This is a genomic window from Actinomadura geliboluensis (genome assembly GCF_043197915.1).
GTDB classification, from domain to species: domain Bacteria; phylum Actinomycetota; class Actinomycetes; order Streptosporangiales; family Streptosporangiaceae; genus Spirillospora; species Spirillospora geliboluensis.
In genome coordinates this window covers 1-25,296 of record NZ_JBICUA010000013.1, presented here as the reverse complement: position 1 = coordinate 25,296, position 25,296 = coordinate 1, and the positions used below count along the sequence as shown (strand labels likewise).

Annotated in this window: 26 protein-coding genes and 2 pseudogenes; 14 read left to right on the top strand and 14 right to left on the bottom strand. The window is 71.8% G+C overall.

The window, feature by feature from the left end; translation table 11 throughout:
* Positions 1 to 31: 31 nt before the first annotated feature.
* The 9 genes from ACGFI1_RS35535 to ACGFI1_RS35495 form a co-directional block, all read right to left on the bottom strand.
* A complete protein-coding gene (locus ACGFI1_RS35535; RefSeq protein ID WP_392791729.1) occupies positions 32 to 1,456 on the bottom strand; it encodes a GH1 family beta-glucosidase in 1,425 nt (474 codons plus the stop codon).
* Positions 1,453 to 2,352: a carbohydrate ABC transporter permease gene (locus ACGFI1_RS35530; RefSeq protein ID WP_301174279.1), complete on the bottom strand. Its 900-nt coding sequence runs from the start codon at positions 2,350 to 2,352 to the stop codon at positions 1,453 to 1,455. The genes ACGFI1_RS35535 and ACGFI1_RS35530 overlap by 4 nt, the downstream gene beginning before the upstream one ends.
* Positions 2,349 to 3,341, bottom strand: coding sequence for a carbohydrate ABC transporter permease (locus ACGFI1_RS35525; protein ID WP_301174280.1), 993 nt, complete (start codon positions 3,339 to 3,341; stop codon positions 2,349 to 2,351). Before ACGFI1_RS35525 ends, ACGFI1_RS35530 begins: the two co-directional genes overlap by 4 nt.
* 121 nt (positions 3,342 to 3,462) lie before the next feature.
* Positions 3,463 to 4,770, bottom strand: a complete 1,308-nt coding sequence (locus ACGFI1_RS35520; RefSeq protein ID WP_171069500.1) for an ABC transporter substrate-binding protein — start codon at positions 4,768 to 4,770, stop codon at positions 3,463 to 3,465.
* Between the two features lie 187 nt (positions 4,771 to 4,957).
* Positions 4,958 to 6,004: a LacI family DNA-binding transcriptional regulator gene (locus ACGFI1_RS35515; protein ID WP_301174282.1), complete on the bottom strand. Its 1,047-nt coding sequence runs from the start codon at positions 6,002 to 6,004 to the stop codon at positions 4,958 to 4,960.
* A gap of 10 nt (positions 6,005 to 6,014) precedes the next feature.
* Positions 6,015 to 7,640, bottom strand: a complete 1,626-nt coding sequence (locus tag ACGFI1_RS35510; protein WP_392791727.1) for a glycoside hydrolase family 13 protein — start codon at positions 7,638 to 7,640, stop codon at positions 6,015 to 6,017.
* A 64-nt stretch (positions 7,641 to 7,704) separates the two neighbouring features.
* Positions 7,705 to 8,529, bottom strand: a complete 825-nt coding sequence (locus ACGFI1_RS35505) for a carbohydrate ABC transporter permease (RefSeq protein ID WP_386871412.1) — start codon at positions 8,527 to 8,529, stop codon at positions 7,705 to 7,707.
* Entirely contained in the window at positions 8,526 to 9,521 is a 996-nt protein-coding gene (locus ACGFI1_RS35500) for a carbohydrate ABC transporter permease (RefSeq protein ID WP_392791724.1), read from the bottom strand. Before ACGFI1_RS35500 ends, ACGFI1_RS35505 begins: the two co-directional genes overlap by 4 nt.
* Positions 9,518 to 10,828: an ABC transporter substrate-binding protein gene (locus ACGFI1_RS35495; RefSeq protein WP_392791722.1), complete on the bottom strand. Its 1,311-nt coding sequence runs from the start codon at positions 10,826 to 10,828 to the stop codon at positions 9,518 to 9,520. Before ACGFI1_RS35495 ends, ACGFI1_RS35500 begins: the two co-directional genes overlap by 4 nt.
* 206 nt (positions 10,829 to 11,034) lie before the next feature.
* On the opposite strand from ACGFI1_RS35495, the gene ACGFI1_RS35490 reads away from it, so the two are divergent.
* The 9 genes and pseudogenes from ACGFI1_RS35490 to ACGFI1_RS35450 form a co-directional block, all read left to right on the top strand.
* Positions 11,035 to 11,736 (top strand): nucleotidyltransferase domain-containing protein, encoded by a 702-nt coding sequence (locus tag ACGFI1_RS35490; RefSeq protein ID WP_392791720.1) that lies wholly within the window; start codon positions 11,035 to 11,037, stop codon positions 11,734 to 11,736.
* A gap of 18 nt (positions 11,737 to 11,754) precedes the next feature.
* Positions 11,755 to 12,309 (top strand): nucleotidyltransferase domain-containing protein, encoded by a 555-nt coding sequence (locus ACGFI1_RS35485; protein ID WP_392791718.1) that lies wholly within the window; start codon positions 11,755 to 11,757, stop codon positions 12,307 to 12,309.
* A 114-nt stretch (positions 12,310 to 12,423) separates the two neighbouring features.
* Entirely contained in the window at positions 12,424 to 13,083 is a 660-nt protein-coding gene (ribA, locus tag ACGFI1_RS35480) for a GTP cyclohydrolase II (protein WP_138640247.1), read from the top strand.
* On the top strand, positions 13,083 to 13,910 hold the full coding sequence (locus ACGFI1_RS35475) for a CDP-alcohol phosphatidyltransferase family protein (RefSeq protein ID WP_387072000.1): 828 nt from the start codon (positions 13,083 to 13,085) through the stop codon (positions 13,908 to 13,910). The genes ribA and ACGFI1_RS35475 overlap by 1 nt, the downstream gene beginning before the upstream one ends.
* Entirely contained in the window at positions 13,867 to 14,838 is a 972-nt protein-coding gene (locus tag ACGFI1_RS35470) for a zinc-dependent alcohol dehydrogenase (protein ID WP_392791715.1), read from the top strand. The genes ACGFI1_RS35475 and ACGFI1_RS35470 overlap by 44 nt, the downstream gene beginning before the upstream one ends.
* Before the next feature lie 10 nt (positions 14,839 to 14,848).
* On the top strand, positions 14,849 to 15,247 hold the full coding sequence (locus ACGFI1_RS35465; RefSeq protein ID WP_176198723.1) for a 6-pyruvoyl trahydropterin synthase family protein: 399 nt from the start codon (positions 14,849 to 14,851) through the stop codon (positions 15,245 to 15,247).
* On the top strand, positions 15,244 to 16,323 hold the full coding sequence (locus ACGFI1_RS35460; protein WP_392791713.1) for a glycosyltransferase family 4 protein: 1,080 nt from the start codon (positions 15,244 to 15,246) through the stop codon (positions 16,321 to 16,323). The genes ACGFI1_RS35465 and ACGFI1_RS35460 overlap by 4 nt, the downstream gene beginning before the upstream one ends.
* The gene (locus tag ACGFI1_RS35455) at positions 16,316 to 17,149 is read left to right on the top strand and encodes an SAM-dependent methyltransferase (protein ID WP_392737892.1); all 834 of its coding nucleotides are present in this window, start codon (positions 16,316 to 16,318) and stop codon (positions 17,147 to 17,149) included. The genes ACGFI1_RS35460 and ACGFI1_RS35455 overlap by 8 nt, the downstream gene beginning before the upstream one ends.
* Positions 17,146 to 17,910, top strand: a pseudogene (locus ACGFI1_RS35450) (lysylphosphatidylglycerol synthase domain-containing protein); the annotation flags it as partial. The gene ACGFI1_RS35455 and the pseudogene ACGFI1_RS35450, both read left to right, overlap by 4 nt.
* A gap of 3 nt (positions 17,911 to 17,913) precedes the next feature.
* Here the strand turns inward: ACGFI1_RS35450 and ACGFI1_RS35445 are convergent.
* The gene (locus tag ACGFI1_RS35445; protein ID WP_392791710.1) at positions 17,914 to 18,678 is read right to left on the bottom strand and encodes a creatininase family protein; all 765 of its coding nucleotides are present in this window, start codon (positions 18,676 to 18,678) and stop codon (positions 17,914 to 17,916) included.
* 49 nt (positions 18,679 to 18,727) lie between these two features.
* Positions 18,728 to 19,264, bottom strand: a pseudogene (locus ACGFI1_RS35440) (phosphatase PAP2 family protein); the annotation flags it as partial.
* Between the two features lie 283 nt (positions 19,265 to 19,547).
* Here ACGFI1_RS35440 and ACGFI1_RS35435 point away from each other — a divergent pair.
* Positions 19,548 to 20,111, top strand: coding sequence for a DUF1349 domain-containing protein (locus ACGFI1_RS35435; RefSeq protein WP_392791708.1), 564 nt, complete (start codon positions 19,548 to 19,550; stop codon positions 20,109 to 20,111).
* A 56-nt stretch (positions 20,112 to 20,167) separates the two neighbouring features.
* A complete protein-coding gene (locus tag ACGFI1_RS35430; RefSeq protein WP_392791705.1) occupies positions 20,168 to 21,130 on the top strand; it encodes an alpha/beta hydrolase in 963 nt (320 codons plus the stop codon).
* A gap of 2 nt (positions 21,131 to 21,132) precedes the next feature.
* On the opposite strand, the gene ACGFI1_RS35425 is transcribed toward ACGFI1_RS35430, so the two are convergent.
* Entirely contained in the window at positions 21,133 to 22,011 is an 879-nt protein-coding gene (locus tag ACGFI1_RS35425) for an NAD(P)-dependent oxidoreductase (protein ID WP_392791702.1), read from the bottom strand.
* A gap of 134 nt (positions 22,012 to 22,145) precedes the next feature.
* Between ACGFI1_RS35425 and ACGFI1_RS35420 the strand changes: the two genes are divergently transcribed.
* Positions 22,146 to 22,649 (top strand): hypothetical protein, encoded by a 504-nt coding sequence (locus tag ACGFI1_RS35420; RefSeq protein WP_392791700.1) that lies wholly within the window; start codon positions 22,146 to 22,148, stop codon positions 22,647 to 22,649.
* A 151-nt stretch (positions 22,650 to 22,800) separates the two neighbouring features.
* Positions 22,801 to 23,505 carry a DUF4234 domain-containing protein gene (locus ACGFI1_RS35415; protein WP_392791698.1) on the top strand — a complete coding sequence of 235 codons (705 nt, stop codon included), beginning with the start codon at positions 22,801 to 22,803 and terminating at the stop codon, positions 23,503 to 23,505.
* A 70-nt stretch (positions 23,506 to 23,575) separates the two neighbouring features.
* On the opposite strand, the gene ACGFI1_RS35410 is transcribed toward ACGFI1_RS35415, so the two are convergent.
* Both ACGFI1_RS35410 and ACGFI1_RS35405 read right to left on the bottom strand, forming a co-directional pair.
* Positions 23,576 to 24,202, bottom strand: coding sequence for a hypothetical protein (locus ACGFI1_RS35410; protein ID WP_386871444.1), 627 nt, complete (start codon positions 24,200 to 24,202; stop codon positions 23,576 to 23,578).
* A gap of 210 nt (positions 24,203 to 24,412) precedes the next feature.
* Positions 24,413 to 24,799: an ATP-binding protein gene (locus ACGFI1_RS35405; protein WP_392791696.1), complete on the bottom strand. Its 387-nt coding sequence runs from the start codon at positions 24,797 to 24,799 to the stop codon at positions 24,413 to 24,415.
* Positions 24,800 to 24,949: 150 nt separating this feature from the next.
* Between ACGFI1_RS35405 and ACGFI1_RS35400 the strand changes: the two genes are divergently transcribed.
* A partial coding sequence (locus ACGFI1_RS35400) for a helix-turn-helix domain-containing protein (protein ID WP_392791693.1) occupies positions 24,950 to 25,296 on the top strand: 347 nt, incomplete at its 3' end.

Genomic DNA, 25,296 nt, shown 5'->3' with positions numbered 1-25,296 from the left:
TTCGTCTCCGTACCGTCCGCCGACCCCCGGGTCAGGCCCGTCCGGGCAGCCCGCCCCGCCGGATCACCCCGGCGTACCAGCGCGCGCTGTCCTTGGGCACGCGGCGCTGCGTGGCGTAGTCGACGTGCACCAGCCCGAAACGCTTCGAATAGCCCCAAGCCCATTCGAAATTATCCAGCAGCGACCACGTGAAGTAGCCGTTCAGCGGAACGCCTTCGGAAATGGCGTCGTGGCACGCGCGCAGGTGCGCGTCGAGGTAGGCGATGCGGCCCGCGTCTTGGACCGTGCCATCGCCGTCGGGGGTCTCGTCGTAGCCCGCGCCGTTCTCGGTGATGTAGAGCGGGAGGGACGGGTACTCGCGGTGCAGCCGGGTCAGCACCTCGTACAGGCCGCGCTCGTCGATCTCCCAGCCCATCCCGGTGACGGGCCGCCCCGCCGGGACGAACCGGACGTGGTCGCTGCCCACCCAGGGGGAGTGGGTCGAGAACGGCGACGACGCGGTCTGCGCCGCCTCGCCGGGCGTGCCGGCGACGGTGTGCCGCGAGTAGTAGTTGATGCCGAGCTGGTCGATCGGCCGGCTGATGACGGCGAGGTCGGCGTCCGGCGGCGTGAACCCGTACCGCTCGGTGTCGGCGAGGACGTCGTCGGGGTAGCGGCCGAGCAGCAGCGGGTCGAGGAACAGCCGGTTCTGCAGCCCGTCGATGCGGCGCGCCGCGTCCACGTCGGCGGGGTCGTCCGTCGCCGGGGACACCGCGTACAGGTTGACGGCCGCGCCGAACTTGTTGCCGGGCTCCTTGGCGCGCATCGCGTCCACGGCGAGGCCGTGGCCGAGCAGCAGGTGGTGCGCCGCCAGCAGCGACGCGGCGGCGTCGCGGCGCCCGGGCGCGTGCTCCCCGGAGGCGTAGCCGAGGAACGCCGCGCACCACGGCTCGTTCACCGTCGTCCAGTGCCGGACGCGGTCGCCGAGCGCGGCGTGCACGTGCGCGGCGTACTCGGCGAACCGGTGCGCGGTCTCCCGCTCGGGCCAGCCGCCCTTGTCCTCCAGCGGCTGCGGGAGGTCCCAGTGGTAGAGCGTCGGCCACGGCTCGATGCCGGCCTCCAGCAGCGTGTCGACGAGCCGCCGGTAGAAGTCGAGGCCCTCGGCGTTGACGGTCCCGGCCCCGGTCGGCTGCACCCGGGGCCAGGAGATCGAGAACCGGTACGCGGTGAGGCCGAGGCTCGACATGAGCGCGACGTCCTCGCGGAACCGGTGGTAGTGGTCGACGGCGACGTCGCCGTTCTCGCCGTTGAGGACCTTGCCCGGAGTGCGGCAGAAGGTGTCCCAGATGGACGGCCCGCGCCCGCCCTCCCCGGCGGCTCCCTCGATCTGGTAGGCGGCGGTGGCGGCCCCCCAGCGGAACCCGGTCGGGAACGGTGCGGCGGGAGCCGCGCTGGTGTCGTCCTGTAGGGAGGTCACGCCTTCACAGCACCTTCCATGATTCCGCCGATGATCTGGCGGCCGAAAATGATGAACACGATGAGGAGCGGCAGGATGGCCACGCTGGTCCCGGCGAACATGAGCGTGTAGTCCTTGAAGTACGCGTTCGCGAGGTTGTTGATGGACAGCTGCACCGTCGGGTTGTCGGGCTGCAGCACCGCGAGCGGCCACATGAACTCGTTCCAGGTCTGCATGAACGTGAACAGGCCGAGGACGCCCGCGGCGGGGCGCAGTGCGGGCAGCACGACGCGCCAGTAGATGCCGAACGTGGTGCACCCGTCGACGCGGGCCGCCTCGATCAGCTCGTCCGGGACGGCCTGGTCGGCGTACTGCCGCATCATGAACACGCCGAACCCGGTGACCAGGAACGGGACGATGACCGCCTGCAGCTGGCCCTGCCAGCCCAGCTTCACCATGATCATGTAGAGCGGGATGATGCCCATCTGGACCGGGATCATCATGGTCGCGATGATGGTGAGCAGCAGCGCGTTCTTGCCGCGGAAGCGCAGCTTGGCGAACGCGAACCCGGCCAGCGAGGCGAAGAACACCGTGGAGATCGTCACCGCGCCGGAGGCGATGGCCGAGTTCAGCAGGCCCTTGGCGAAGTACGCCTCCGGGTTGTCGAACAGCCGGCCGACGTTGTCGCCGCCGTGCGAGCCGGGCAGCAGCGGGGGCGGGACGTCGGCGACGACGCTGTTGGTGCGGGTCGCGACGATGATCATCCAGTAGATCGGGAAGATCGACAGCGCCAGCGCGACGATCAGCGTGAGGTAGGTCAGCGGGCTGGCGTTCCACAGGCCGCGGAAGCGCCCGGGGCGGGCGGCGGCGTGCTTGGCGTTCGGCCGGCCGCCGGGTCCTGCGAGGAGCGTGGTCACTTGCCTCCCCCTCCCGTGCGCCGCACGGCCAGGAAGTTGATCAGGGAGAACACGATGATCATCACGAACAGCGCCCAGGCGACGGTCGCGCCGTAGCCGTACCGGTCATGGCCGAACGCGTTGTCGTACATGTACATCGTGATCGTCTGGAACTGGTGCATCGGGCCGCCGTCCATCTTGTTCGGCGTGCCGACGCTGAACAGGACGGGCTCGGTGAACAGCTGCAGCCCGCCGATGGTGGAGATGATCACCGTGAAGATGATCGTGGGCCGCAGCATCGGGACGGTGATCTGCCAGAACTGCCGGATCCTGGAGGCGCCGTCGATGGCGGCGGCCTCGTACAGGTCCTTCGGGATCGCCTGCATGGCGGCCAGGTAGATCAGCGCGTTGTAGCCGGTCCAGCGCCAGTCGACCATCATCGCGATGGCGACCCAGGACCAGCCGCGGCTGGTCGACCAGTGGATCGGGTCGATCCCGAACAGCCCGACCACCCAGTTGACCATGCCCCAGTTGGTGTCGAACATCTGGGTGAACACGATCGCCACGGCCGCGGTCGAGGTGACCAGCGGCGCGACCATGCCGATCCGGAACAGGGTCGGCACCCGCATCCGCCGGTTCAGCGCGTTGGCGATCAGCAGCGCGATCAGCAGCTGCGGCACGGTCGAGACGACGAAGATGCCGAGGGTGTTGACCGTCGCGTGCCAGAAGTCGGCGTCGGTCAGCAGGTAGTCGTAGTTGTCGAGCCCGACGAACTTCCGGGTCCCCGACGCCAGCTCCCAGTCGTGCAGGGACACCCACAGGGTGTAGACGAGCGGGAACGCGCCGAAGATCAGGAAGACGAGGTAGAACGGCGAGATGAAGGCATACGGGGCGCCCTTCACATCGAGCCGGGCCAGGCGGGCCCGCCAGGTGCGGGCGGGCCGCGGGCGGGTCTTCGCCGGCGGGGGCGGCGGGGGGCCGTTCCGGCTGGGGCGCAGATCGGTGGTCATCGTCGTGCGCCTCCTTTCCGAGGACGGGACGGTGCGGGGAGAGCGGAGAGGGGAACGGCGGCGGCGCCGGCGGGGAGGTATCGGCGCGGCGCCGCCGCCGTGGTCAACGGGTCGCCGGGGGTTACCTGGCGGCCTTCTTGGCCTCCTCCACCGACTTCGCCCAGGCGTCGGCCGGCTTCTGCCTGCCCTGGCCGACGGAGATCAGGACGTTCTCGACCGCGGCCCGCACGTCCTCGTTCTTCGGCCCGAGGTGGACCGGCTTCACGCCGGCCGCCAGCTCACCGAAGATCTTGCCGACCGGGGCGTCGCCGAAGTAGGCGCTCTTCGCCCCCGCGACCGCCGGGTCCTGCGCCGCCTGCGGCGAGGACGGGAAGACGTTCGCGGCCTTGTAGGCGGCCACCTGGCCCTCGGGGGAGGTCAGGAACTTGGCCAGCTCGGCGGCGGCCTTCGCGTGCTTGGTCTGCTTGGGCACGGCGAGCCACGAGCCGCCCCAGTAGCCGGCGCCGCCCGGGGTCTTGGCGACGTCCCACTTGCCCTTGCCGAAGTCGCCGGAGAACTCCTCGATGCCGCCGAGCATCCAGGACGGGCACGGCAGGGCGGCGAAGGTGTCCCGCTTGAGGGCGGTCTGCCACGGCGGGGTGAAGATCGACATGTCCGCGGTGAGCTTGTTCTCCGCGAACTTCAGCGACGTGTCGAACGCCTGCTTGACGGCGGGGTTGCCGTCGTAGACGAGGTTGTCGCTCTTGTCGAAGAAGCTGTAGCCGGGCCCGTTGCCGGCGTTCTGCAGGACGGTGGCGCGGAACACGGCGGTCGGCCCGTCCAGCCACTTGGTGCCGGGCACCTTCTCCTGGAACTTCTTGCCGGTCTCCAGGAACTGGTCCCAGGTGGCCCAGAGCTCGCCGACCTTGTCGCGCTCGGTGGGCAGGCCGGCCTTCTTGAACAGGTCCTTGCGGTAGCACATGGCGAGCGGGCCGATGTCGGTGCCGAGGCCGACGAGCTGCTTGCCGTCGGGGGTGAGGCCCATCTGCCACTTCCACGGCAGGAAGTTCTTCTCCAGGTCCTTGCCGCCGTGGTCGAAGAGGTTGACGAACTTCGTCTTCTGCTGCATGTAGAGCGGGAGGATGCCCTCCTCCAGCATGACGACGTCGCCCGCGCCGCTGCCGGTGGCCATCCACTGCTGGATGCGCGGCTTGTACTCGTCCAGCGTGGAGACCTTGCGCTGCTTGATCTTGACGTTCGGGTGGGACTGCTCGTACTGCTTGTAGAGCGCGTCGTAGCCCGGCTCACCGAAGACGTCGACGGTGAGCTCGACCGGCCCGCTGTCGGAGCCTCCCTCGTCGTTGTCGTCGCCGCCGCACGCGACGGCGAGGCCGCCGACGAGTACCGCCGCCATCGCCGTACTCAGTCCGCGCCGCATGATGGCCCTCATGGCGGACCCCTCTCAGGTTGTGTCTTGCAGTGGTGTGGGAGCGCTCCCACGAAGGAAAGACCGTGACGGGGCTCACTGTCAATGCGCCGAAACATAACCGTTACAACAACCTGTCCGCCGGGGCAGGGTGGTCAGACCCCGCCCGACGACCGGTCAGACACCGGTCAGCCCGCCCCGACCAGGCGGGTCACCCCTCCTGGACGGGCGAGAGCCGGGCCGGCGCCGGAGCCGGCGCCGTGGACCGCCGGACGACCAGCTCCGGCCGGTAGAGCAGCTCCGTGCGGGGCGCGCGCTCACCGCGGATCTCGTCCAGGACGGTGCTCACCGCGGCCATCGACATCTCCCGCACCGCCTGCCGGACCGTCGTCAGCGGCGGGTCGAGGTAGGCGGTCAGGAGCGAGTCGTCCATGCCGGTGACGGACACGTCCTCGGGCACCTGCAGCCCGCGCGCCCGCGCCGCCCGGATCGCGCCGAGCGCCATGATGTCGTTGCCGCCGCAGATCGCCGTGCACCCCGCGTCCAGCAGCGTGGACGCCGCCGCCTGCCCGCCCTCGACCGTGTACATGGTGTTGACGATCAGCTCGTCCACCTCGGCCGAGGAGAGGCCGGTGTGCGCGGCCATCCCGCGCCGGAACCCCTCGGTCTTGCGCCGCGTCGGCACGTACACGTCCTGGCCGATCGCGAGCCCGATCCGGCGGTGGCCCATAGCGGCCAGGTGCGCGACGATCGCCTCCATCGACGCCACGTCGTCGTTCGAGATGTACGGCGCGTCGATGTCGGGCCGGTACCCGTTCACCAGCACGATCGGCAGCGCCTGCTCCAGCAGCCGCGCGTACCGCGCCCGGTCGGAGTTGGCGTTGGCGTGCAGGCCGTTGACGAAGATGATCCCCGCGACGCCGCGCTCCAGCAGCATCTCGATGTAGTCGTCCTCGGCGACGCCGCCCGGCGCCTGCGAGCACAGCACCGCCATGTACCCGTGCCGGGCGAGCGCGCTCTCGATGACCTCGGCGAACGCCGGGAAGATCGGGTTGGTCAGCTCGGGGATGATCAGCCCGATCAGCCCGGCCCGCCGCTGGCGCAGCTTGGCCGGGCGCTCGTAGCCGAGCACGTCCAAGGCGGTCAGCACCGCCTGGCGCGTGGTCGGGGACACGCCCGGCTTGCCGTTGAGCACGCGGCTCACCGTCGCCTCGCTCACCCCGGCGTGCGCCGCGATGTCCGCCAGGCGTGTCGTCATGGGTTTCAAGTTATCCCTCCTCGACGTCCCACCACAGGGCGGTGTCCGGGGGCAGGTCCAGGTGGCCGCCCTCCAGCCGGACCGGTCCGCTCGCGAGGAGCGGCGTGCCGCGCGCGGGGAGCCGCACCGTCCCGCCGCCCGTGTTGACCGCGCACCCGAGCCGCCTCCCCCCGCTCTCCCGGACGAAGACAAGTGTGCCGGGTGGGGCCGACTCCCAGCGCAGTCCGCCGTCGCCGAGCGCGGGGTGCTCGCGGCGCAGCCGCAGCGCCTCGCGGTAGAGGGCGAGCATGGAGCCGGGGTCGGCGGTCTGCGCGGCCACGGTGAGGTCGCGCCAGCCCGTCGGGATCGGCAGCCAGGACGCGGGGCCCGCGCCGAACCCGAACGGGGGCTCCTCGCCCTCCCACGGCAGCGGGACGCGGCAGCCGTCGCGGCCGGCGCCCTCGCCGCGCAGCCGCTGCGGGTCCTGCTGGAACTCCTCCGGCAGGTCGAGGACCTCCGGCAGGCCCAGCTCCTCGCCCTGGTAGACGTAGGACGAGCCGGGCAGCGCGAGCGTGAGCAGCGCCGCCGCGCGGGCGCGCCGCAGCCCGGTCTCGCCGCCGCCGTACCGGGTGACGTGCCGCTTCACGTCGTGGTTGGACAGCACCCAGGTCGCGGGCGCGCCGACCTCCGCCGCGGTGCGGATCGACTCCTCGATCACCTCGCGCAGCGGGGCGGCGTCCCACGGCGCGGTCAGGTAGTGGAAGTTGAACGCCTGGTGCAGTTCGTCCGGGCGGGTGTAGTGGGCGAGGCGCTGCGGGGTGGGCGCCCACGCCTCGGCGACGGCGATCCGCTCGCCGCCGTAGGAGTCGAGCAGGCGCCGCCACTCGCGGTGGATGTCGTGCACCGCGTCCTGGTCGAAGTACGGCAGGACGGCCGTGCCGAGCATCTCGACCTGGTTCGGGTGGCCGACGTCCGGCAGGCCGGGGGCCTTGGCCATGCCGTGCGCGACGTCCACGCGGAAGCCGTCCACGCCGAGGTCGAGCCAGAACGTCAGGATGTCCGCGAACTCGGCGCGGACCTCGGGGTTCTCCCAGTCCAGGTCGGGCTGCTCGGGCGCGAACAGGTGCAGGTACCACTGGCCGTCCGGCAGCCGGGTCCAGGCGGGGCCGCCGAACACCGACTCCCAGTCGTTGGGGGGCTCGGCGCCGTCCGGGCCGCGCCCGTCCCGGAAGATGTAGCGGGCGCGCTCGGGGGAGCCCGCGGGCGCGGCGACCGCCGCCCGGAACCAGGCGTGCCGGTCGGAGGTGTGGTTGGGCACGACGTCCACGATGATGCGCAGGCCGTGCGCGTGCGCGTCGGCGATCAGCCCGCGGGCGTCGGCGAGGGTGCCGAACAGCGGGTCGACGTCGCGGTAGTCGGCCACGTCGTAGCCGAAGTCGGCCATCGGCGAGACGTAGAACGGGGTCAGCCACAGCGCGTCCACGCCGAGGCCGGCGAGGTAGGGGAGCCGGGACCGGACGCCGGGCAGGTCGCCGACGCCGTCGCCGTCGGAGTCGGCGAAGCTGCGCACGTACACCTGGTAGATGACGGCGTCGCGCCACCAGCGGGTGCCCTCCTCCGGGTGGGAGGCGTGGACGAGCAGGGTGTCCTGGGTCATGAACATCCTTCGAATCGGGAGCCTGCGAGGTGCGGGTGCGGATGGGGGTGGGGGTGCGGGGTCGTCACTTGACGCCGCCGGCGGTGAGGCCGGCGACGATCCGGCGCTGGAAGACCAGCACCACCGCGATGAGCGGGACGGTCACGATCACCCCGGCCGCCATCTGGGTGCCGAACGGCTGGTCGAACCCGGAGACGCCGGTGAACTTGGAGATCGCGACCGTGGCGGTCTGCATCTCCTTCTTGTTGACCATGGACAGCGCGATGAGGAACTCGTTCCACGCGGCGATGAACGTCAGGATCGCCGTGGTGAACACCCCGGGCGCCGCCAGCGGGACGATGATCTTGCGGAAGGCCTGGCCGCGGGTGCAGCCGTCCACCATCGCGGCCTGCTCCAGCTCGAACGGCAGCTGCCGGAAGAACGCCGTCAGCAGCCACACCGACAGCGGCAGCGCGAACCCGAGGCTGGGCAGCACCATGGCCTGGTAGGTGTTGATCCACTTGATGTCCGTGAAGAGCTTCAGCAGGGGGACCAGCTGCGAGATTCCCGGGAACATCGTGGTCGCGACGATCAGCCCGAGCACCGCGTTCTTGAACCGGAAGTCGAGCCTGGCCAGCGCGTAGGCGGTGAACGTGCCGATCAGCAGGGTCAGCACGGTGGTGAGGCCGGCCACGACGAGGCTGTTCAGCAGCGCCCGGCCGAACCCGTTGCCGCCGGAGAAGACCGCGGAGAAGTTCTCCCACGACCACCGGGACGGCACGATCGAGTTGTCGAACTGGTCCTGCGGGCGGCGGAACGCCGAGATCGTCATCCAGTAGAACGGGGCGAGGCAGTACACCGCCACCGCCGCGAACCCGAGATGGGACAGCAGCCGCTTGGCCTGGGTCATGCCGCCTTCCTCCGCTCCCGCTTGGTCTGCCGCCGGGCCTCGCCGATGATGTCGGCGCCGAGCAGCTTGACGAACAGGTAGGCGATCAGCGCGATGTAGAGGAACAGGATCGTCGCGTACGCCGCCGCCGAGCCGTAGCGCAGGTTGGACGCCTCGAACCAGGCGATCATCGTCAGCGTCTCCACCGACTTCTGGTTGACGCCGATCAGCACGGCGGGCAGGTCGAACATGCGCAGCACGTCCAGCATGCGGAACAGCACGGCGACCAGTAGAGCGGGCTTCACCAGCGGAAGCGTGATGCGGAAGAACTGCTGGACGGGCCCGGCGCCGTCCACCCGCGCCGCCTCGTAGACGTCCCGGGGGATCATCTGCAGCCCGGCGAGGACGAGCAGCCCGATGAACGGGGAGGTCTTCCACACCTCGGCGATGACGACGGCCGCCTTCGCGGGGAACCCGTCTGCGGTCCACAGGATCTGCTGGCGCAGCAGCGCGTTCGCGGCGCCGTCCGCCTGGAAGATCCAGCGCCACAGCAGCCCGGAGATCGCGGTGGGGATCGCCCACGGGACGAGGATGCTGGCGCGCACGACGGCCCGCCCCTTGAACGCCTGGTGCATGATCAGCGCCATCGCGACGCCGATCAGCGTCTCCAGGACCACCGTCGTCAGGGTGAAGAACGTGGTGTTGGAGAAGGCGTTCCAGAACGCGTCGGCCCGGTCGCCCTGGAAGATCGCGGTGTAGTTGTCGAGGCCGACGAACCGGTCGCCCTCGACGACGAACCCCTGCGCGTCCAGTCCCTCGCCGCGCGCGTACAGCGACTCGCGGAACCCCGCGAGGACGGGGTAGCCGATGACCAGCGCGAGCACCAGCAGCGTCGGGGACAGCAGCAGCGCGGCGAGGCGCCTCGTCCCCTGCACGTCGCGCCCGCGGCGGCGGGCGGCGCCCGCCGCGGGGGTTCCCGCGGCGGACGGCGTCTCGGTGGCGGCCGTGTTCACTGCGCGGTCAGCGGCTGGAGCTTGGCCTGCAGGTCGGTCAGGGCCTGGTCGACGGGCTTCTTGCCGGTCACCGCGTCGTACATCTCGCCCTGGATCGCGGCGGTCACGTCGCCGTACTTCACCGCGACCGGGCGCGGCTTGGCGTTCGCGATGGCCTGCTTCAGCACGGGCAGGTACGGGAACTTCTTCACCATCTCGGGGTCGTCGTACAGCGCGGCGACCGTCGGGGCCTGCGAGGTGGCGAGCAGGTTGGCGCGCTGCGACTGCTCACCGGTGAGGTACCGGATGAAGTCGAGCGCAGACGCCTTGTTCTCGGCGAACGCGGAGATCGCGAGGTTGTGGCCGCCGAGGTTGGCGACGCCGGGCCCGTTCGGGCCGGGCAGCGGCGCGACCGCGAACTTGCCCGCGACCTTGGACGAGCCGTCCTTCTGGTCGGCCAGCGCGTACTGGTACGGCCACTGGCGCTGGAAGACGAGCTTGCCGGACTGGAAGTAGCGGCGCCCGCCCTCGGTGTCGAGAGTGACGGCCTCCTTCGGCATGTGCTCCTTCTTGGCGTTCACGAGGAACTCGACGCCCTGCTTGGCCTGCGGGGTGTTCAGGGTCGGCTTGCCGTCCGGGCCGATGATCGCGCCGCCGGCGCTGCCGATCGCCTCGACCGCGCTGATCGTCAGGCTCTCGGTCTTGTTGACCTCGGTGAAGAAGCAGTCGATGCCCTTGGCCTCGGGGAGCTTCTCGACCTTGGCGCAGGCGTCCCACATCTCGGCGTAGGTCTTCGGCGGCGCGGAGACCCCGGCCTTCTTCAGCAGGTCCTCGCGGTAGTAGAGCATCCCGGCGTCGGACGTGGACGGCACCGCGTAGAGCCGGTCCCGGTACTGCCCCGTGCTGATCGTCGCGGGCAGCATCTTGGACAGGTCGACCTGGCTCTTCGGGATCTCGGTGAGCCAGCGGTTGGCGGCGAACTCGGCGGTCCACACCACGTCGAGGTTGAGCACCGCGTAGGCGTCCGACTTGGTGGTGGCGTTCTGGATCATCTGCTGCCGCTGGTCGTTCGGCTCGTCCGGCAGCTCGATGATCCGGACCTGCTCCTTCGGGTGCTCGGCGTTCCAGCCGTCCACCTGCTTCTGCAGGTAGCCCGAGCGGTCCTTGCCGGTCACGAAGGTGATGGGGCCGCGGCCCTGCAGACTCGCCTCGCCCGTGCCGCCCTGCGCGCCGTCGTCGCCGCCGCAGGCGGTCAGCGAGAGCGCGAGGCCGGCGCAGACGAGGGCGCCCGCCAGGGGGGCGCCGCCGATCCGGGGGGTGCGCCGCATGGTGTCCTCCTTCGCGGGGGACGTGCCGCGCCGGGCCGTCGTCCCGCAGGTCAAGAGATGGGGGCTGGACCGGGACGTTAGCAACGTGTTGCAGGGACGTAAACCTCTTGCAGAAACTTTCAGCAAGCCTGTGGCCGATCTGTAATCGTTTACAGCGGCCGGAGAATCCGCTCGACACCCGCGCGGGCCTGCGCCAGGCTGCCTCCGTGACGAACCACGACCCCGGCGCGGCGCTGGACCTGGTCCGCGACCACACGATCCTGTCCGTGGTGACCGGCTCGCGAGCCTACGGCCTGGCGACGAGTGCCAGTGACGTCGACCGGCGCGGCGTCTACGCGGCCCCGGCCCCGCTGTTCTGGGGTTTCACCAAGCCGCCGACCCACCTGGACGGCCCGCTGCCCGAGCAGTTCTCCTGGGAACTGGAGCGCTTCTGCGTGCTGGCGCTCGGCGCGAACCCGACCGTCCTGGAGTGCCTCTGGTCGCCGATCGTGGAACGCGTCACACCGGTCGGCGAGGAGCTGCTGGCCGTCCGGCCGGCCTTCCTGTCGCAGCACGCGCACCGCACGTTCCTCCGCTACGCCGACGCCCAGTTCCGCAAGTTGGAAGGCGACTTGCGCAACGGCGGCGCGCCCCGCTGGAAGCACGTCATGCACATGCTGCGGCTGCTGGCGAGCGGCCTGCACCTCGTCCGGCACGGCGAGCCCCGGGTGGACGTCGGCGACCTGCGCGACCGCCTCCTCGCCGTCCGCCGCGGCGAGGTCGCCTGGGCCGAGGTCGAGGAGTGGCGCGCCGCCCTCACCGCCGAGATCGACACCGCCATGGCCCGCACCCCTCTCCCGCCCGAGCCCGACCGCACCGCGGTCGAGAACCTGCTGATCTCCATCCGCCGCAGGAGCGTGACCTGGTGAGAGGAGACCGTCACGCTGATGTGGGAGCGTGCGGGCGTGGAGGCCGACGCCGTCACCCACGACCTGGCGAAGTTCTGCGCGCTGCTCCTGCGGCGCAACGGCTACGTCCTGGAGCAGGTCATGTCCCCGCTGGTCGTGACCACCTCGGACGTGCACGCCGAGTTGAAGTCGCTGGTCCCGGGGTTGGTCACGTCCAACCACGCGCACCACTACCTGGGGTTCGCGCGGACGCAGTGGGCGCTGTTCGAGAAGTCGCGGGAGCTGAAGCCGCTGCTCTACACCTTCCGGGTGCTGCTGACGGGCGTCCACCTGATGCGGACAGGTGAGGTCGAGGCCGACCTGACCCGTCTCGCCGGGGACGGGCCCGCCTACCTGCCGGAGCTGGTCGAGGCCAAGCGTGCCGCCGAGCACGGCGCGCTGCCGGAGGACGCGCCCACACCGTCCCGGCTCCGGGACGACGTCGCCGCGCTCACCGCCCGGCTGGAGGACGAGCGCAGCGCCACCCGCCTGCCGGAAGCGCCGGCGAACCGCCGCGGGCTTCATGAGTTGGTGGTCCGGGCGCGCCTAGGCTGAACCCTGCGGAGCCTCCCCTGCGTGCCACCGGTTGTACGGACCGTTTTGGGAACGCAACCACCGGGTGCGGTCGCCACGTACCAGAGGTGATTGCGGAGCCGAGGAAGGGGAGCGATGCGCGAGCAGGGCATCGACGAGAAGGACATCGCGGAGGCGGACCTCAGGACCCGGCGGGGCGTGTTCCGCGCCGTCGCCTTCCGGGACCCGGTCGACGGGCACGAGCACATGGCGCTGGCGCGGGGCGACGTCCGGGGGCGCGCGGACGTGCTGGTCCGGATGCACTCCGAGTGCATGACGGGCGACATCTTCGGCGCGACCCGCTGCGAGTGCGGGGACCAGCTCGGCTCGGCGCTGGACGCCATCGTCCGGGAGGGCGCGGGCGTCCTGGTCTACCTGCGCGGGCACGAGGGGCGCGGGATCGGGCTCGTCGCGAAGGTCCGCACCCACATCCTGCAGGACGACCAGGGCCTGGACACCGTCGACTCCGCCACCGCCATCGGGCTGCCGGTGGACGTCCGCGACTACGGCCCGGCCGCGCGGATCCTGCGGCACCTCGGCGTCCGGTCGGTGCGGCTGATGTCGAACAACCCGGACAAGGTCAGCGCGCTGGAGTCCTACGGCGTCGCCGTCGCGGCGCGGGTGCCGCTGCTCGTCCCCGTCAGCGACGACAACGTCCGCTACCTCACCGCCAAGCGCGACCGGCTCGGGCACGACCTGCCGCAGCTGGACGCCCCCGCCGTCCTGGACGAGGCCCCGGTCAGCGAGGTGCGCTGATGACGCGGCCGATGACGTTGACGCGCCCGGCGCCCGTGCGGATGCCGTTCGCGCCGCCGCGCCGGTACCGGCTGACCCGGGGACCGGAGCTGGCGCTCGCGGCGGCGGCGCAGCTGGCGCTGCTGGCGGTGCTCCGCCCCGGCCACGCGGGCCTGGCCGTGGGCGGCGGATACGCGCTGGCCGCGTGGGTGGTGCTCGCGCGGGCGTTCCGTGGGCGCGCGCTCGGGCCGGCCGACCATGTGACGCTGGTCAGGGTCGTGCTGACCGGGGGTGTGGCGGCCCTGGTCGCGGGGCATCTGACCGGTGGCGGGCATACCTGGGCGCTGGTCGCGGCGGCGTCGGCGGCGCTCGTCCTGGACGGGGTGGACGGGCAGGTCGCCCGGCGCACCGGCACGGCGTCCCGGCTCGGCGCGCGGTTCGACATGGAGACCGACGCCCTCCTGGTGCTGGTGCTGAGCGTCGAGGTCGCCTGGTCGGCGGGGCCGTGGGTGCTCGCGATCGGCGCGATGCGGTACGCGTTCGGCGCGGCGGCCTGGGCGGCGCCGTGGCTGCGCGCCGACCTGCGGCCGAGCGTCGCGCGCAAGGCCGTCGCCGTGGTGCAGGGCGTGGTGCTGGTGGTGGCCGCGGCGGGCGCCGTCCCGCATGCGGGGCTGCTCGTGGCGGCGGCGCTGGCGCTGCTGGTGTGGTCGTTCGGGCGGGACGTGCGGTGGCTGTTCGCGCGGCGCGACCGGCGGGCGGCGGGCCCGGTGGAAGCGGTGGGTGCGACTCGGGGGAGGAGCGGGGATGGAGCGCGACGCGCGCGCCTTCTGGATCCTGTCGCCCGGTAAGGGGGAGATCCGCGATGCCGTCCTCCCGGAGCCGGGGCCGGGGGAGGTGCTGGTCCGGACGCTGTTCTCCGGGGTGAGCCGGGGTACGGAGGCGATCGTGTTCCGCGGCGGCGTCCCGCCGAACCAGCACGCCATCATGCGGGCGCCGTTCCAGGACGGGACGTTCCCCGGCCCGGTCAAGTACGGGTACCTCAACGTCGGCGTGGTCGAGGAGGGCCCCGCCGAGCTCACCGGCCGGACCGTGTTCTGCCTCTACCCGCACCAGACCCGGTACGTCGTCCCGGCGGGCGCGGTCACCGTCGTCCCGGACGGGGTGCCGCCGGAGCGGGCGGTCCTGGCGGGGACGGTCGAGACCGCCGTGAACGCGCTGTGGGACGCGGCCCCGCTGGTCGGCGACCGCATCGCCGTGGTCGGCGCGGGGATGGTCGGCTGCTCGGTCGCCGGGGTCCTCGCCGGGTTCCCCGGGTGCCGCGTCCAGCTGGTCGACACCGACCCGTCGCGCTTCGCCGTCGCGGAGGCGCTCGGCGTGGAGTTCGCCACGCCAGAGGGGGCGGCGGGCGGCTGCGACCTCGTCGTCCACGCGAGCGCGACCGAGGCGGGGCTGGCCCGGTCGCTGGAGCTGCTTGCCCCGGACGGGCAGGTCGTCGAGCTGAGCTGGTACGGCGACCGGAAGGTCAGCGTGCCGCTCGGCGAGTTCTTCCACTCGCGGCGGCTGACCGTCCGGGGCAGCCAGGTCGGCGCGGTGCCGCCGGCGCGGCGGGCCAGCCGGAGCTTCGCCGACCGGCTGGCGCTCGCGCTGCGGCTGCTGGCGGATCCGGCGTTCGACGCGCTGGTCACGGGGGAGAGCACCTTCGCGGAGCTGCCGCGGATCATGCCCGCGCTGGCGGCCGGGAGGCTGCCCGCCCTGTGCCATCGGATCGTCTACTGAGGAGGGCTTCTTGTTCGGTATCACCGTCCGCGACCACGTGATGATCGCGCACAGCTTCCGCGGCGAGGTGTTCGGGCCCGCGCAGCGGCTGCACGGCGCGACGTACGTGGTGGACGCGACGTTCCGCCGGGCCGACCTGGACTCCGACGGGCTCGTCGTCGACATCGGGCTCGCCACCCGCGCGCTCGGCGAGGTCCTGGGCGGGCTGAACTACCGCAACCTGGACGACGAGCCGGACTTCGCCGGGGTGAACACCTCGACCGAGTTCCTCGCCAAGGTCATCGCCGACCGGCTCGCCGACCGCGTCCACGCGGGGGCGCTCGGCGAGAACGCGCGCGGGCTGTCCGGCATCGCGGTGGCGCTGCACGAGTCGCACGTCGCCTGGGCCAGTTACGAGCGGGAGCTATGACCGCGCCGGAGATCCCGTTCGTCGTGCCGGGCGGCGTCGGCGGCGACGCCGCCCCGAGCGGCGGCGACCGGTACGACCGGCGGGTGGCGGAGGAGCTGGCGGCGTCGGGGCGGCCCGTCCGGATGCTGCCGGTGCCGGGGTCGTGGCCGCGTCCCGGCGAGCCGGCGCGGACCGCGCTCGGCCGCTCCCTCGCCGCGCTCCCGGACCGGAGTGCCGTGCTGCTGGACGGCCTGGTGGCGTGCGGCGTGCCGGACATCGTCGTCCCCGAGGCGGGACGGCTGCGGGTGGCGGTCCTGGTGCACCTGCCCCTCGCGGACGAACCCGGACAAGAAGACCTCAACGCGGGCGAACGCAAGGTCCTGGAGGCGGCGGCCGCCGTCATCGCGACCAGCCCGTGGGCGAAGGACCACCTCATCGCCCACCACGGCCTCGACCCGTCCCGCGTCCACGCCGTCCCGCCGGGCACCGACCCCGCGCCCCTCGCCTCCGGCACCGACGGCGCGACCCGCCTGCTGTGCGTGGCGTCGGTGACCCCGCGCAAGGGCCACGACGTGCTGGTGGAGGCCCTCGCCACCCTCGCGCACCTGCCGTGGCACTGCGAATGCGCCGGCCCGCTGGACCGCGACCCCGGCCATGTGACGCGGCTGCGCCGCCTGATCGGCCGGCACCGGCTCGGCGACCGGGTCGAGCTCGCCGGGCCCCTCACCGGCAAGCGGCTGGACGACGCCTACGCCGCCGCCGACGCGCTCGTCCTCGCGTCCCGCGCCGAGACGTTCGGGATGGTGGTGACCGAGGCGCTCGCGCGCGGCGTGCCCGTCATCGCGACGTCGGCGGACGGCGTCCCCGACGCGCTCGGCTGGGACCCGACCGGGGCCGTCCCCGGCCTGCTCGTCCCGCCCGGCGACCCCACCGCACTCGCCACGGCGCTGCGCCGCTGGCTCGTCGACCCCGACCTGCGGGGCCGGCTGCGCGGCGCCGCCCGGCTGCGCCGCACCATGCTGCCGGGCTGGGATGACACCGCCCGCCGCATGGCCACCGTCCTATCCCGGATGCGCAGGGAGGCGCGCCATGATTGAGGGAACCGAAGGCATCGACACGAGATCGTCGAGCGGGTACGCGCCGTCGTGGCTGGCGCTGCGGGAGGAGGCCGACGCCGCCGCGCGGGCCGGGGAGCTGCTGGTCCCGCTCCGGGCGGCGCTCCCCGCGGACGGGCCGCTCGTCATCTGGGACCTCGGCTGCGGCACCGGCTCCGCCGGCCGCTGGCTGTCGGGGCGGCTGCGCGGCCCGCAGCACTGGATCCTGCACGACCGGGACCCCGCGCTGCTCGACCTCGCCCGCGCCGGCGCCTACGTCACCGCCGACGGGCTGCCCGCGACGATCGAGACGCGCGCCGGCGGCATCGCCGAGCTGCGCGCGTCCGACCTGGTCGGCGCGTCGCTCGTCGTCGCGTCCGCGCTGCTGGACGTGCTCACCGCCGCCGAGGTCGAGGCGATCGCGGCGGCGGCCGGCTGCCCGGCGCTGCTCACCCTGTCGGTCGTCGGCCGCGTCCGGCTCACCCCGTCCGAGCCGCTCGACGCCGAGTACGCCGCCGCGTTCGACGCGCACCAGCGGCGCGGCGGGCTGCTCGGGCCCGATGCCGTCACCGCCGCGACCAGGGCGTTCGGGCGGCGCGGCGCCACGGTCACGACGCGTCCGAGCCCGTGGCGGCTCGGTCCCGGCCAGGCGGAGCTGATCGCCGAATGGCTGCGCGGCTGGGTCGGCGCCGCCGTCGAGCAGAACCCGGACCTGGCCCCGTTCGCGGACGACTACCTGAGTCGCCGCCTCGCCGCCTGCGCCGACGGCCGGCTCACCGTCGAGGTCCAGCACCTGGACCTGCTCGCCCTCCCCGGGGGGCCGTCGTGAAGAGGCTGTGGCCGTGGGGCCGCCTGGTCATCGGGCTGGGCATCCTGGGCGCGCTGCTGTGGTGGCACAGCACGGACGCCTTCGTGGCGGCGCTCCAAGCCATCGACGCCACCTCTGTGGCCGTAGCCCTCGCCATCGGTCTGCTGACCACGACGCTCAGCGCGGCCCGCTGGTGGCTGGTCGCTCGACGTGTCGGCCTGCACCTGCCCATGGCCGGTGCCATCACGGACTACTACCGGGCCCAGTTCCTCAATGCGGTGCTGCCCGCCGGTGTTCTGGGGGACGTCCACAGGGCGGTGAGCCACGGCCACCGCTCGGGTGACGTCGCCCGTGGAGTGCGGGCCGTTTTCCTCGAACGGACCGCCGGTCAGGGCGTCGCCATCGTCGCGGGTGTCGCGGCCCTGTTCGTCCACCCGTCCTTGCTGTCGGCGATGGCCCCGGCCCTCATCCCGATTGGGGTCGTCCTTGTTCTGCTCCTTGTCCTGGGACGCTGGAAGCACCCGGCCCTGGTATCCACGTTCGCCGACCTGCGCGCCGCCGCGCGCGCTTGGCCCGGCATCGTCGCGCTGTCGGTCGCGGCACTCGCGGGACACCTGGCGCTGTTCGTCGTCGCGGCCCGCCTGGTCGGCGCGACGGCACCGCTCGTCCAGCTGCTCCCGCTCCTGCTGCTGGCGCTGCTGGTGATGGTGCTGCCGATCAACGTCGGCGGCTGGGGGCCGCGCGAGGCCGCCCTCGCCCTGGCGTTCGGCGCCGCCGGACTCGGCTCAGCGCAGGGCCTGACCGTCTCCGTCGTCTACGGGGTGCTGAGCTTCGTCGCGTGCCTGCCCGGCGCCGCGGCCCTGCTGCTGAAGCACCGCGAGGACCTCCCCGAACGCCGCGACAAGGCTCCGCAGCGCGTCCCGGCCCTTGCCGGCGCGGGCCAGTGAGGGCCGCCCGATGACGCCGGACTCGGTGTAGGCGGCCATCCCGGCCGTCAGGAGGTGCCGCCGGTCGTCGGCCAGGTGATCGGCGGTGCCGTACCCGTCCCTGAGCAACTCCGGATGGGCGTGCAGCAGGATCGACGTCTCCAGCTCGCCGGCGTGCATATCGCTGTCCCCGGACGTCTCGACGCCCGCCGCACGCCGCGCGTCCTCCCAGTCGTCGAACCCCGGGAACAGCGCCATGTCGCCGTGCGCCTCCTGCACGACGTTGCCCAGGACGTAGTTGCCGCCGTGCCCGCTGACCAGTACGAGCTTCGGCACCCCGGCCCGGCGCAGCGACTCGGCGACGTCCCTCACCACCGCGTGGAGGGTCGCCGCCGAGATGCTCACCGTCCCGGGCCAGCCGGCGTGCTCATGCGAGCACGAGATCGTCACGGGCGGGAGCGTCCGCACCGGATGGGTCGTCGCGATCTCCGCCGCCAGCGTGCACGCGATCACCGTGTCCGTCGCCAGCGGGAGGAACGGGCCGTGCTGCTCGAAGCTCCCCACCGGCAACAGGGCCACGGGGACGTCCGGCACCTCGGTACTCGTATGCGTCGGCAGCAGCATGCACCCCACCCTGCCGCACCCGCCCCGCGACCGAAACCAGCGCCATGGCGCCGGCGAGCAGGAGGGCGGCGACGATCCCGTCCGTCCAGTAGTGGTTCGCGGTCACGACCACGACGAACACCGTGGCCGGTGCGTGCAGCGCGACCACCCACCGCCAGGGGCTCCGCGACGCCCGGACCACCGCGACGGCCACGAGCAGCGCCCATCCGATGTGCAGCGAGGGCATCGCCGCGTACTGGTTGGCGATCCCGTCCGCAGCCGCCGGGTAGGCGGACGGCCCCACGGTCAGCATCGTGTCGACCGCCCCGATGCCCGCCAGCCGGGGCGGCGCCAGCGGGAAGAGCATGTGCACCGCGAGCCCCGCCGCCGTCAGCACCACCAGTTCGTTGCGCACCCTCGCATAGGACGTCCGGTGCCGTACGAAAAGCCAGATCAGCAGTAGTGCCGTCCCAGGGAAATGCACGCTGACGTAGTAGACGTTGGCGAGGAACGCGGTGTGGTCCCAGCCGAGCGCCCACTGCTGGACGTCCACCTCGCTCGGCAGCCACGACCGCTCGAACCGCCACAGCCACTCCGCGTTCGACATCGCCTCGCCGGGGCCCTGCTCTATGAGCGTCCGGCCCCACTTGTAGAACGCGAACAGGATCACCAGGAGCCCGGCCTCGGTCAGCAGCGGACGTGCCTTCCCCCGCATCGCCCCTAGCGCCGCCGTGCCCGCCATGTTGCCCTCCCCGTGCCGGTCTTTTGCGCCCATCACAACCTTCGCGTCGGACACTTCGGCGGGCACTGGGCCCAGCACCATGAAAACCGGAGGAAAGGTCCAGGGCGGGGGGTGGAGTTAACCCCACCCCTCCCGTAGGTTTCGGGGCGTGATCACCGGCGAATGGCTCAACCCGCCCCCGGCCGCCGTCGAGGACGGTGGCGCGCTGCTCGTCACCGCGGCGAAGGGCAGCGACTTCTGGCGGACGACGTCCTACGGCTACGACCGCGACGGCGGCCACGCCCTGCTGACGCCGTTCGGCCCCGAGGCGGCGATCGAGGTGTCGTTCGTCGCCGACTACGACCGGCAGTTCGACCAGGCGGGCCTGCTCGTGCGCCTGGACGAGGAGACCTGGATCAAGGCGGGCGTCGAGTACTGCGACGGCGCCCTGCAGTTGGGCGCCGTGGTCACCCACAAGGTCTCCGACTGGTCGTCGGCGCCCGTCCCGTGGCACGGCCGCGAGGTGACGCTCCGGGCCAGCCGCTCGGGCGACGCCGTGACGATCCGGGCGCGCGCGGGGGACGACCCCTGGCAGATGATCCGGCTCGCTCCGTTCCCGCCGGGCGTGGCGGCGACGGCGGGCCCCTACTGCTGCGCCCCCGAACGCGAGGGCCTGACCGTGCGCTTCACCGGCGTGACCACGGGTCCGCCGGACGCGGCCCTCCACCCGTAGGCACCCAAGCACTTACTTGGTAGGCTTCCCGTCCGACGCGACGGGAGGAACGGGACATGACGGTCGCACCGGTCATCGAGGAACGCGCGGGATGCGGCCGGGGCGCGCGGCTGGCCGCCCGGTTCATGCACAGGTTCATGCGCCCGCTCGTCGAACGACTCCCGTGGACGCCGCGGACCCTCCGCTTCGCCCCGCTCCTCGACCTCGGCGCGGCCCTCCTGCTGCCGCCGCGCGGCACGAAGGTCACCAGGGTGCGGGGGCTCGGCTGCGGAGCCGAATGGGTCCGCGGACCCGGCGTGTCCATGAACTCCCGGCAGGCGATCCTCTACTTCCACGGCGGCGGCTTCGTCGCCTGCGGCCTGCGCACCCACCGCCGCATGATCGCCCGCATCTCCCAGGCCGCCGGCATGCCCGTCCTGTCGGTCGCCTACCGGATGCAGCCGCGCGTCCCGATCCAGACGTCCATCGACGACTGCGTCGACGCCTACCGGCTGCTCCTGAAGACCCGCGACCCCGGCGACATCGTCGTCGCGGGCGACTCCGCGGGCGGCTACCTCGCCTTCATGGCGCCGCTCCACGCCCTGCGCGCGGGCCTGCCCCGCCCCGCCGGGATCGCCGCCCTGTCGCCCTTCGCCGACCTGGACATCGCCCCGAAGATCGCGCACGCCAACGCGGCGCTCGACCCCTTCATCCCGGCGCACCGCATGTGGGACATGGTCCACATGTGCTTCCCCGGCGCCGAGCCGACCGACCCGTGGCTCTCCCCGGTGCACGCCGACCTCAGCGGCCTGCCGCCCGTCCTCATCCAGGCGGGCGCGATCGAGGTCATCCTCGCCGACGCCGAACTGATGGCCGAACGCCTCGGCGCCGCCGACGTCCCGTGCACGCTCCAGATCTGGGAGGGGCAGGTCCACGTCTTCCAGGTGTTCGCCGACATCTCCCGCGAGGGCCTGGTCGCCATCAAGGAGATCGGCGCCTTCGCCCGCCGCGCCACCACCGCCGAGGCCCGGGCGGCCTGACCTCACCCCCGGAAGTGCTCGACCAGCCGCGAGTAGCTGTCACTCCCGTGCCCCTGCTCCACGGCCTTCCGGACGAGCGCGAGCGTGTACTCGGGCAGCTCGGCGTCGACCCCGCGATCCCGGCTCTCCCGGACGAGGTCCTCGACCGACGGCAGATGATGCCGGAGCGCCCCGAACGGAGTCGCGTAACGCGCCTGGTCGACCTCCTCGGCGATCGACGGCAGGAACCCCCAGAGCGCCGCCATCGGAGCGTCGGCATGCTCAAGGAACTGCTTGAGCTCGACACCGGCGTCCCCGAGCGCGGCAGCGGCGTGCAGGAACCCGTTGAGCAGCCCCCACATCGTCCCGTGCACGGCCATCCCGTACAGGACGGCCACACCGGGATCTTCCGACACCAGCGGCGCGTGCCCGCTGAGCAGCCCGAGCACCGCCCGATACCGCTCATGCACGCCCGCCGCGCCGCCGTAGAAGACCGTCGCGTCCGGATGCCCGACGCCCGGCGCGATCGTCATGATCTGCCCGTGTAGGTACTCCGCACCCCGCTCGGCGACCCACGCGGCGACCGCCCTGACCTCCTCGGACGTCCCGTCACTGAGATTGACGACGGCGCGCCCGGCGAGCGCGTCTCCGCCCGCCTCCAGCACCTCCCGGGCGGCGGCCGTCCCCTTCACATTGACCACGACGACGTCCGCCGCTTGAACGACATCCCGGACGCTCGCCCCACGAGCCGCGCCCTTGGCGACCAGCGCCTCGTCCTTCCCCGCCGTGCGGTTCCACACGGAAGTCGGATGCCCGCCGTCCAGCAGCGCCCCCGCCAGCGCGGACCCCATCTCACCGAGCCCGAGCACCGCGACCCGCACTCCACTCTTCTCGTCGATCATGCGGTCACGCTAAAACCTCAACGAGACTTGAGGTCAACCCCTGCACGCTTTGCCGTTTTTGGGTGCTTCGCGTCCCCGCCCTTAGCGGGGTCCGTGCGACGCTCGAAAGCGTGCACCGACCGCATGGAGGGCCGATGAAGGCGCTGCTGAACTCGCTGAACGAGCCCGAGACGGCCCTCGTCCGGGAGACCGGGACCGCCGAACTCACCCGCCTGGACGAGGACGACCTCGCGGACCTGCACACGCGGATCCGCCGGGCCCGCGACAAGTACAGCAAGCAGTACCGGCGCACCGCGAGCGCGCGCGTCGAGGAGTACGGCGGCCGCGGCAAGGCCCGCCCGAAAAACCAGCGCAACGCCCAGAAGGCCGAGGTGTTCGAGGACGCCCTGGCCCGCGTGAGCTGGTACCTGTCCAGGGCGGCCCGCCGCAGCGCCGCCGAGCTGAAGGCCGAACGCCTCGCCGCCGCCAACCCGTCCCGCACGCCCCCGCCCCAGCCCGGCGCCCCGGCCCCGGAGTCGATGACGGCCCAGACGACCCGCCGCCGCAGGCCGACGAGCAACGACCCGGCCCTGAACCGTCGCCACGCCGCCACCCGAGCCAAGGGCGCCCGCCGCCAAGCCCGCCGCGACGCCCGCTGACGCGTCGCAATGCGACCGGCGGAAAGACCCTAGGCCGTCCGGGCAGGTCAGGCGTATCGTGAGCAGAAGCGCGGACGGCCCCAGAACCGCCGCCACAATCGTGGTACGTCACCGCTCCCTTGGACATTTCCGTTCGCAGGGAGAAGAGGCCATGGGACAACCACTGCCAGCCGTCCAGAAGGTCGACCGCTACGTTCACGAGAGGCGTGTCACCGACCAGAGGCTCGTCGACTGGGCCATCTACATGTTCTTGCTCACGTGGGTGACGCTGGGCATCTACACCGTGGTGGTCTTCTATCGCCGGCTGAAGCGCACGGATCTCTTCCGGGACCGCCGACACCACTACTACGGCGCCGTCATCGAGGCCACGAGACAGTACGCCGAGCAGAGCGGCCGTGACGGCGAGGACATGAAGCAGTTAGACGACCTCCGGCGCTACGTCAAGGAGCGCTTCGAGGACGAGCACAGGCCGATCAACGCGGGCCTGTCCGTCTTCCTCGCCTTCATCACCCTCGGGATCTACGGCCTCTACGCCGACTACCGCATGATGCGGTTCTGGTGGGAGATACAGCTCACCGAGGAGGACTTCACCGACAGCCTCAGCGACGTCTGGCTGCGGCTCGGGATCGTCCAGTACCGGGTGACCTACGAGCCCGTCCCGGACCTGCGGCGCGGCTTCGGGACGCATCTCCTGCTGACGATCGTCACCCTCGGGATCTACGGATTCGTCTGGGACTACCAGCTCCACACCGACCCGGAGAAGATGTACCCGGAGGTGCACTCGACGGAGGACACGGTCCTCACCGCGCTCCGCCACGCCGAGACGGTCCCGCGCAGTCGCCTAACGGCTGCCTGACACAGCGAGCACCGTGCTGCTCGCACCCGTATCGCCATGCGAGTGCGGGCAGCGCGGCCACGATCTGCCTTCAGGAACTGGTGGCTGCACGCCGTTGCTTGACGAAGCTGCCTCGGCAGTGGGTGCAGCAGAACCTGAAGACCTCGCCGTCCAGTTCCACCGTGACGGCATCGTCCATCGGGATGATCGCGCCGCACGTGGGATCGACGGCCATTCCTGCGGGCACCTCTTCGGCCGTCGTTCCTGTTTTCGCGCGCTCCATCATCTCCTGGAGGTCGGCGGTGCGGCGCACCCGTCCGTCCAGGCCGTAACCGCCTTCGGGGACGCCGGCCACCTGCACCAGCACTTGCGGCTCACGTGACTTTCCGTCGAATCCCGACGCCGTGCTCACCAATTCCTGCGTGGCCCTCGCGATGAGGTGCTCGCTCATCTCCTTCGCCCACGCTCCCACCTGGATCCTCACCACGCAGCACGGCGGGGCCTCCTCACCCGGCACTCCGGCACCGGTGATCCAGATGTCCGGCCGGCGGACGGTGACATGGGTGAGAGAACCGAACCACGCGAGCACTCCCGGATCCGTGTGGTGAACGCCTTCGCCATCGGAGAGGAGCCGTTCGGCCGTGAGGGAGGAGGCCAGGGCGCGGCATTCGGCTTCGGTGAACGCTTCCTTGGGGACGAGGAGCTCGATGAACAGCATTGCTGCGTCCTTTCCCGGTCGCTGTCGGAACGGTAGGGGTGGCACGCACGCCTCCAGGCGAACAACAGTACCCCCGTGGGGTTTATCGACCATTCGACCGAGACGGCCCCCGCACAGCGGTCTGAGACTGAGCCTCAACGAGCTCAGGCACAGCCTTGGACGGGGAGGGTGTGCCCCTGAACGGTGGTCGCCCACGTCCCTGCGAATCGCCTACTGACCCAGGGCCCTCTCGGGGACGGGCATGAGCGCCCAGACGATCTTGCCCTCGCCCGTGGCGGACGGGCGCACGCCGGTGTCCTTGGCGTAGGCGGCGATGATCGCGAGACCGCGTCCGCTGAGCGCGTCCAGCCCGGCGGCCGAGGCGCACGGAAGCTCGGGGGAGGGGTCCCAGCACTCCAGCACCGGGGCGCCGTCGCTCAGCGCGACCCGGATCCTGAGCAGACGCCCGCGCGCCGCGTCGACCGCATTCGTCACGATTTCACTCATGACGACCACGGAGTCGTCGATCAGCTCACGGTCGCAGCCCCAATTGAGCAGGGCATACCGGACGAGTTCGCGCGCGAGCGAGACCGAACAGTCCACTCCGAGCAGAGTCATCCGAATTTCCCCCGATTCCGACATTTCGAATACCGGTACTTGATCGTTCATATCCGCCGTCCTGGTCTTCCGTTGATTTCTTGCCCAGGATGCGTGAGAGGCGTTTACCCTGTGATGGATTGGAATCCACGGAATACACTGGAGGTGGGAGTGAGTGTTCGCGAGACCATCGACCCGGACTCGTCACTCTGGGCCTGGCTGGCGTTCGACCTGTGGTTTCACCGGACTCGGCGCGGTCTTTCATTGGCGCAAACCGCCCAGGTCGTCCGGGTGGCGCGCGGCACCGTATCCAACTGGGAGGCGGGCAGGCTTCGCCCAGGGGAGCAGTACATGGTTCTCCTGGACAAGGCGTGGGACACCGGCGGCCATTTCCGGCGGCTCCGCCACTACGCGATCACCGGACACGACCCGGACTGGTTGTGCGACGTGAAGTCGCACGTTTCGAGTGAATGCATGATTGGAGGTCGATGGAAGGTCGGAATGCATTCCAGGCTAGT

Coding starts and splice junctions, on each gene's coding strand:
- ACGFI1_RS35525 (WP_301174280.1), bottom strand. CDS start 3,341: ATGACCACCGATCTGCGCCCCAGCCGGAACGGCCCCCCGCCGCCCCCG.
- ACGFI1_RS35520 (WP_171069500.1), bottom strand. CDS start 4,770: ATGAGGGCCATCATGCGGCGCGGACTGAGTACGGCGATGGCGGCGGTA.
- ACGFI1_RS35515 (WP_301174282.1), bottom strand. CDS start 6,004: ATGACGACACGCCTGGCGGACATCGCGGCGCACGCCGGGGTGAGCGAG.
- ACGFI1_RS35510 (WP_392791727.1), bottom strand. CDS start 7,640: ATGACCCAGGACACCCTGCTCGTCCACGCCTCCCACCCGGAGGAGGGC.
- ACGFI1_RS35505 (WP_386871412.1), bottom strand. CDS start 8,529: ATGACCCAGGCCAAGCGGCTGCTGTCCCATCTCGGGTTCGCGGCGGTG.
- ACGFI1_RS35495 (WP_392791722.1), bottom strand. CDS start 10,828: ATGCGGCGCACCCCCCGGATCGGCGGCGCCCCCCTGGCGGGCGCCCTC.
- ACGFI1_RS35485 (WP_392791718.1), top strand. CDS start 11,755: ATGTGGGAGCGTGCGGGCGTGGAGGCCGACGCCGTCACCCACGACCTG.
- ribA (WP_138640247.1), top strand. CDS start 12,424: ATGCGCGAGCAGGGCATCGACGAGAAGGACATCGCGGAGGCGGACCTC.
- ACGFI1_RS35475 (WP_387072000.1), top strand. CDS start 13,083: ATGACGCGGCCGATGACGTTGACGCGCCCGGCGCCCGTGCGGATGCCG.
- ACGFI1_RS35470 (WP_392791715.1), top strand. CDS start 13,867: ATGGAGCGCGACGCGCGCGCCTTCTGGATCCTGTCGCCCGGTAAGGGG.
- ACGFI1_RS35460 (WP_392791713.1), top strand. CDS start 15,244: ATGACCGCGCCGGAGATCCCGTTCGTCGTGCCGGGCGGCGTCGGCGGC.
- ACGFI1_RS35455 (WP_392737892.1), top strand. CDS start 16,316: ATGATTGAGGGAACCGAAGGCATCGACACGAGATCGTCGAGCGGGTAC.
- ACGFI1_RS35445 (WP_392791710.1), bottom strand. CDS start 18,678: ATGCTGCTGCCGACGCATACGAGTACCGAGGTGCCGGACGTCCCCGTG.
- ACGFI1_RS35430 (WP_392791705.1), top strand. CDS start 20,168: ATGACGGTCGCACCGGTCATCGAGGAACGCGCGGGATGCGGCCGGGGC.
- ACGFI1_RS35425 (WP_392791702.1), bottom strand. CDS start 22,011: ATGATCGACGAGAAGAGTGGAGTGCGGGTCGCGGTGCTCGGGCTCGGT.
- ACGFI1_RS35420 (WP_392791700.1), top strand. CDS start 22,146: ATGAAGGCGCTGCTGAACTCGCTGAACGAGCCCGAGACGGCCCTCGTC.
- ACGFI1_RS35415 (WP_392791698.1), top strand. CDS start 22,801: ATGGGACAACCACTGCCAGCCGTCCAGAAGGTCGACCGCTACGTTCAC.
- ACGFI1_RS35410 (WP_386871444.1), bottom strand. CDS start 24,202: ATGCTGTTCATCGAGCTCCTCGTCCCCAAGGAAGCGTTCACCGAAGCC.
- ACGFI1_RS35405 (WP_392791696.1), bottom strand. CDS start 24,799: ATGACTCTGCTCGGAGTGGACTGTTCGGTCTCGCTCGCGCGCGAACTC.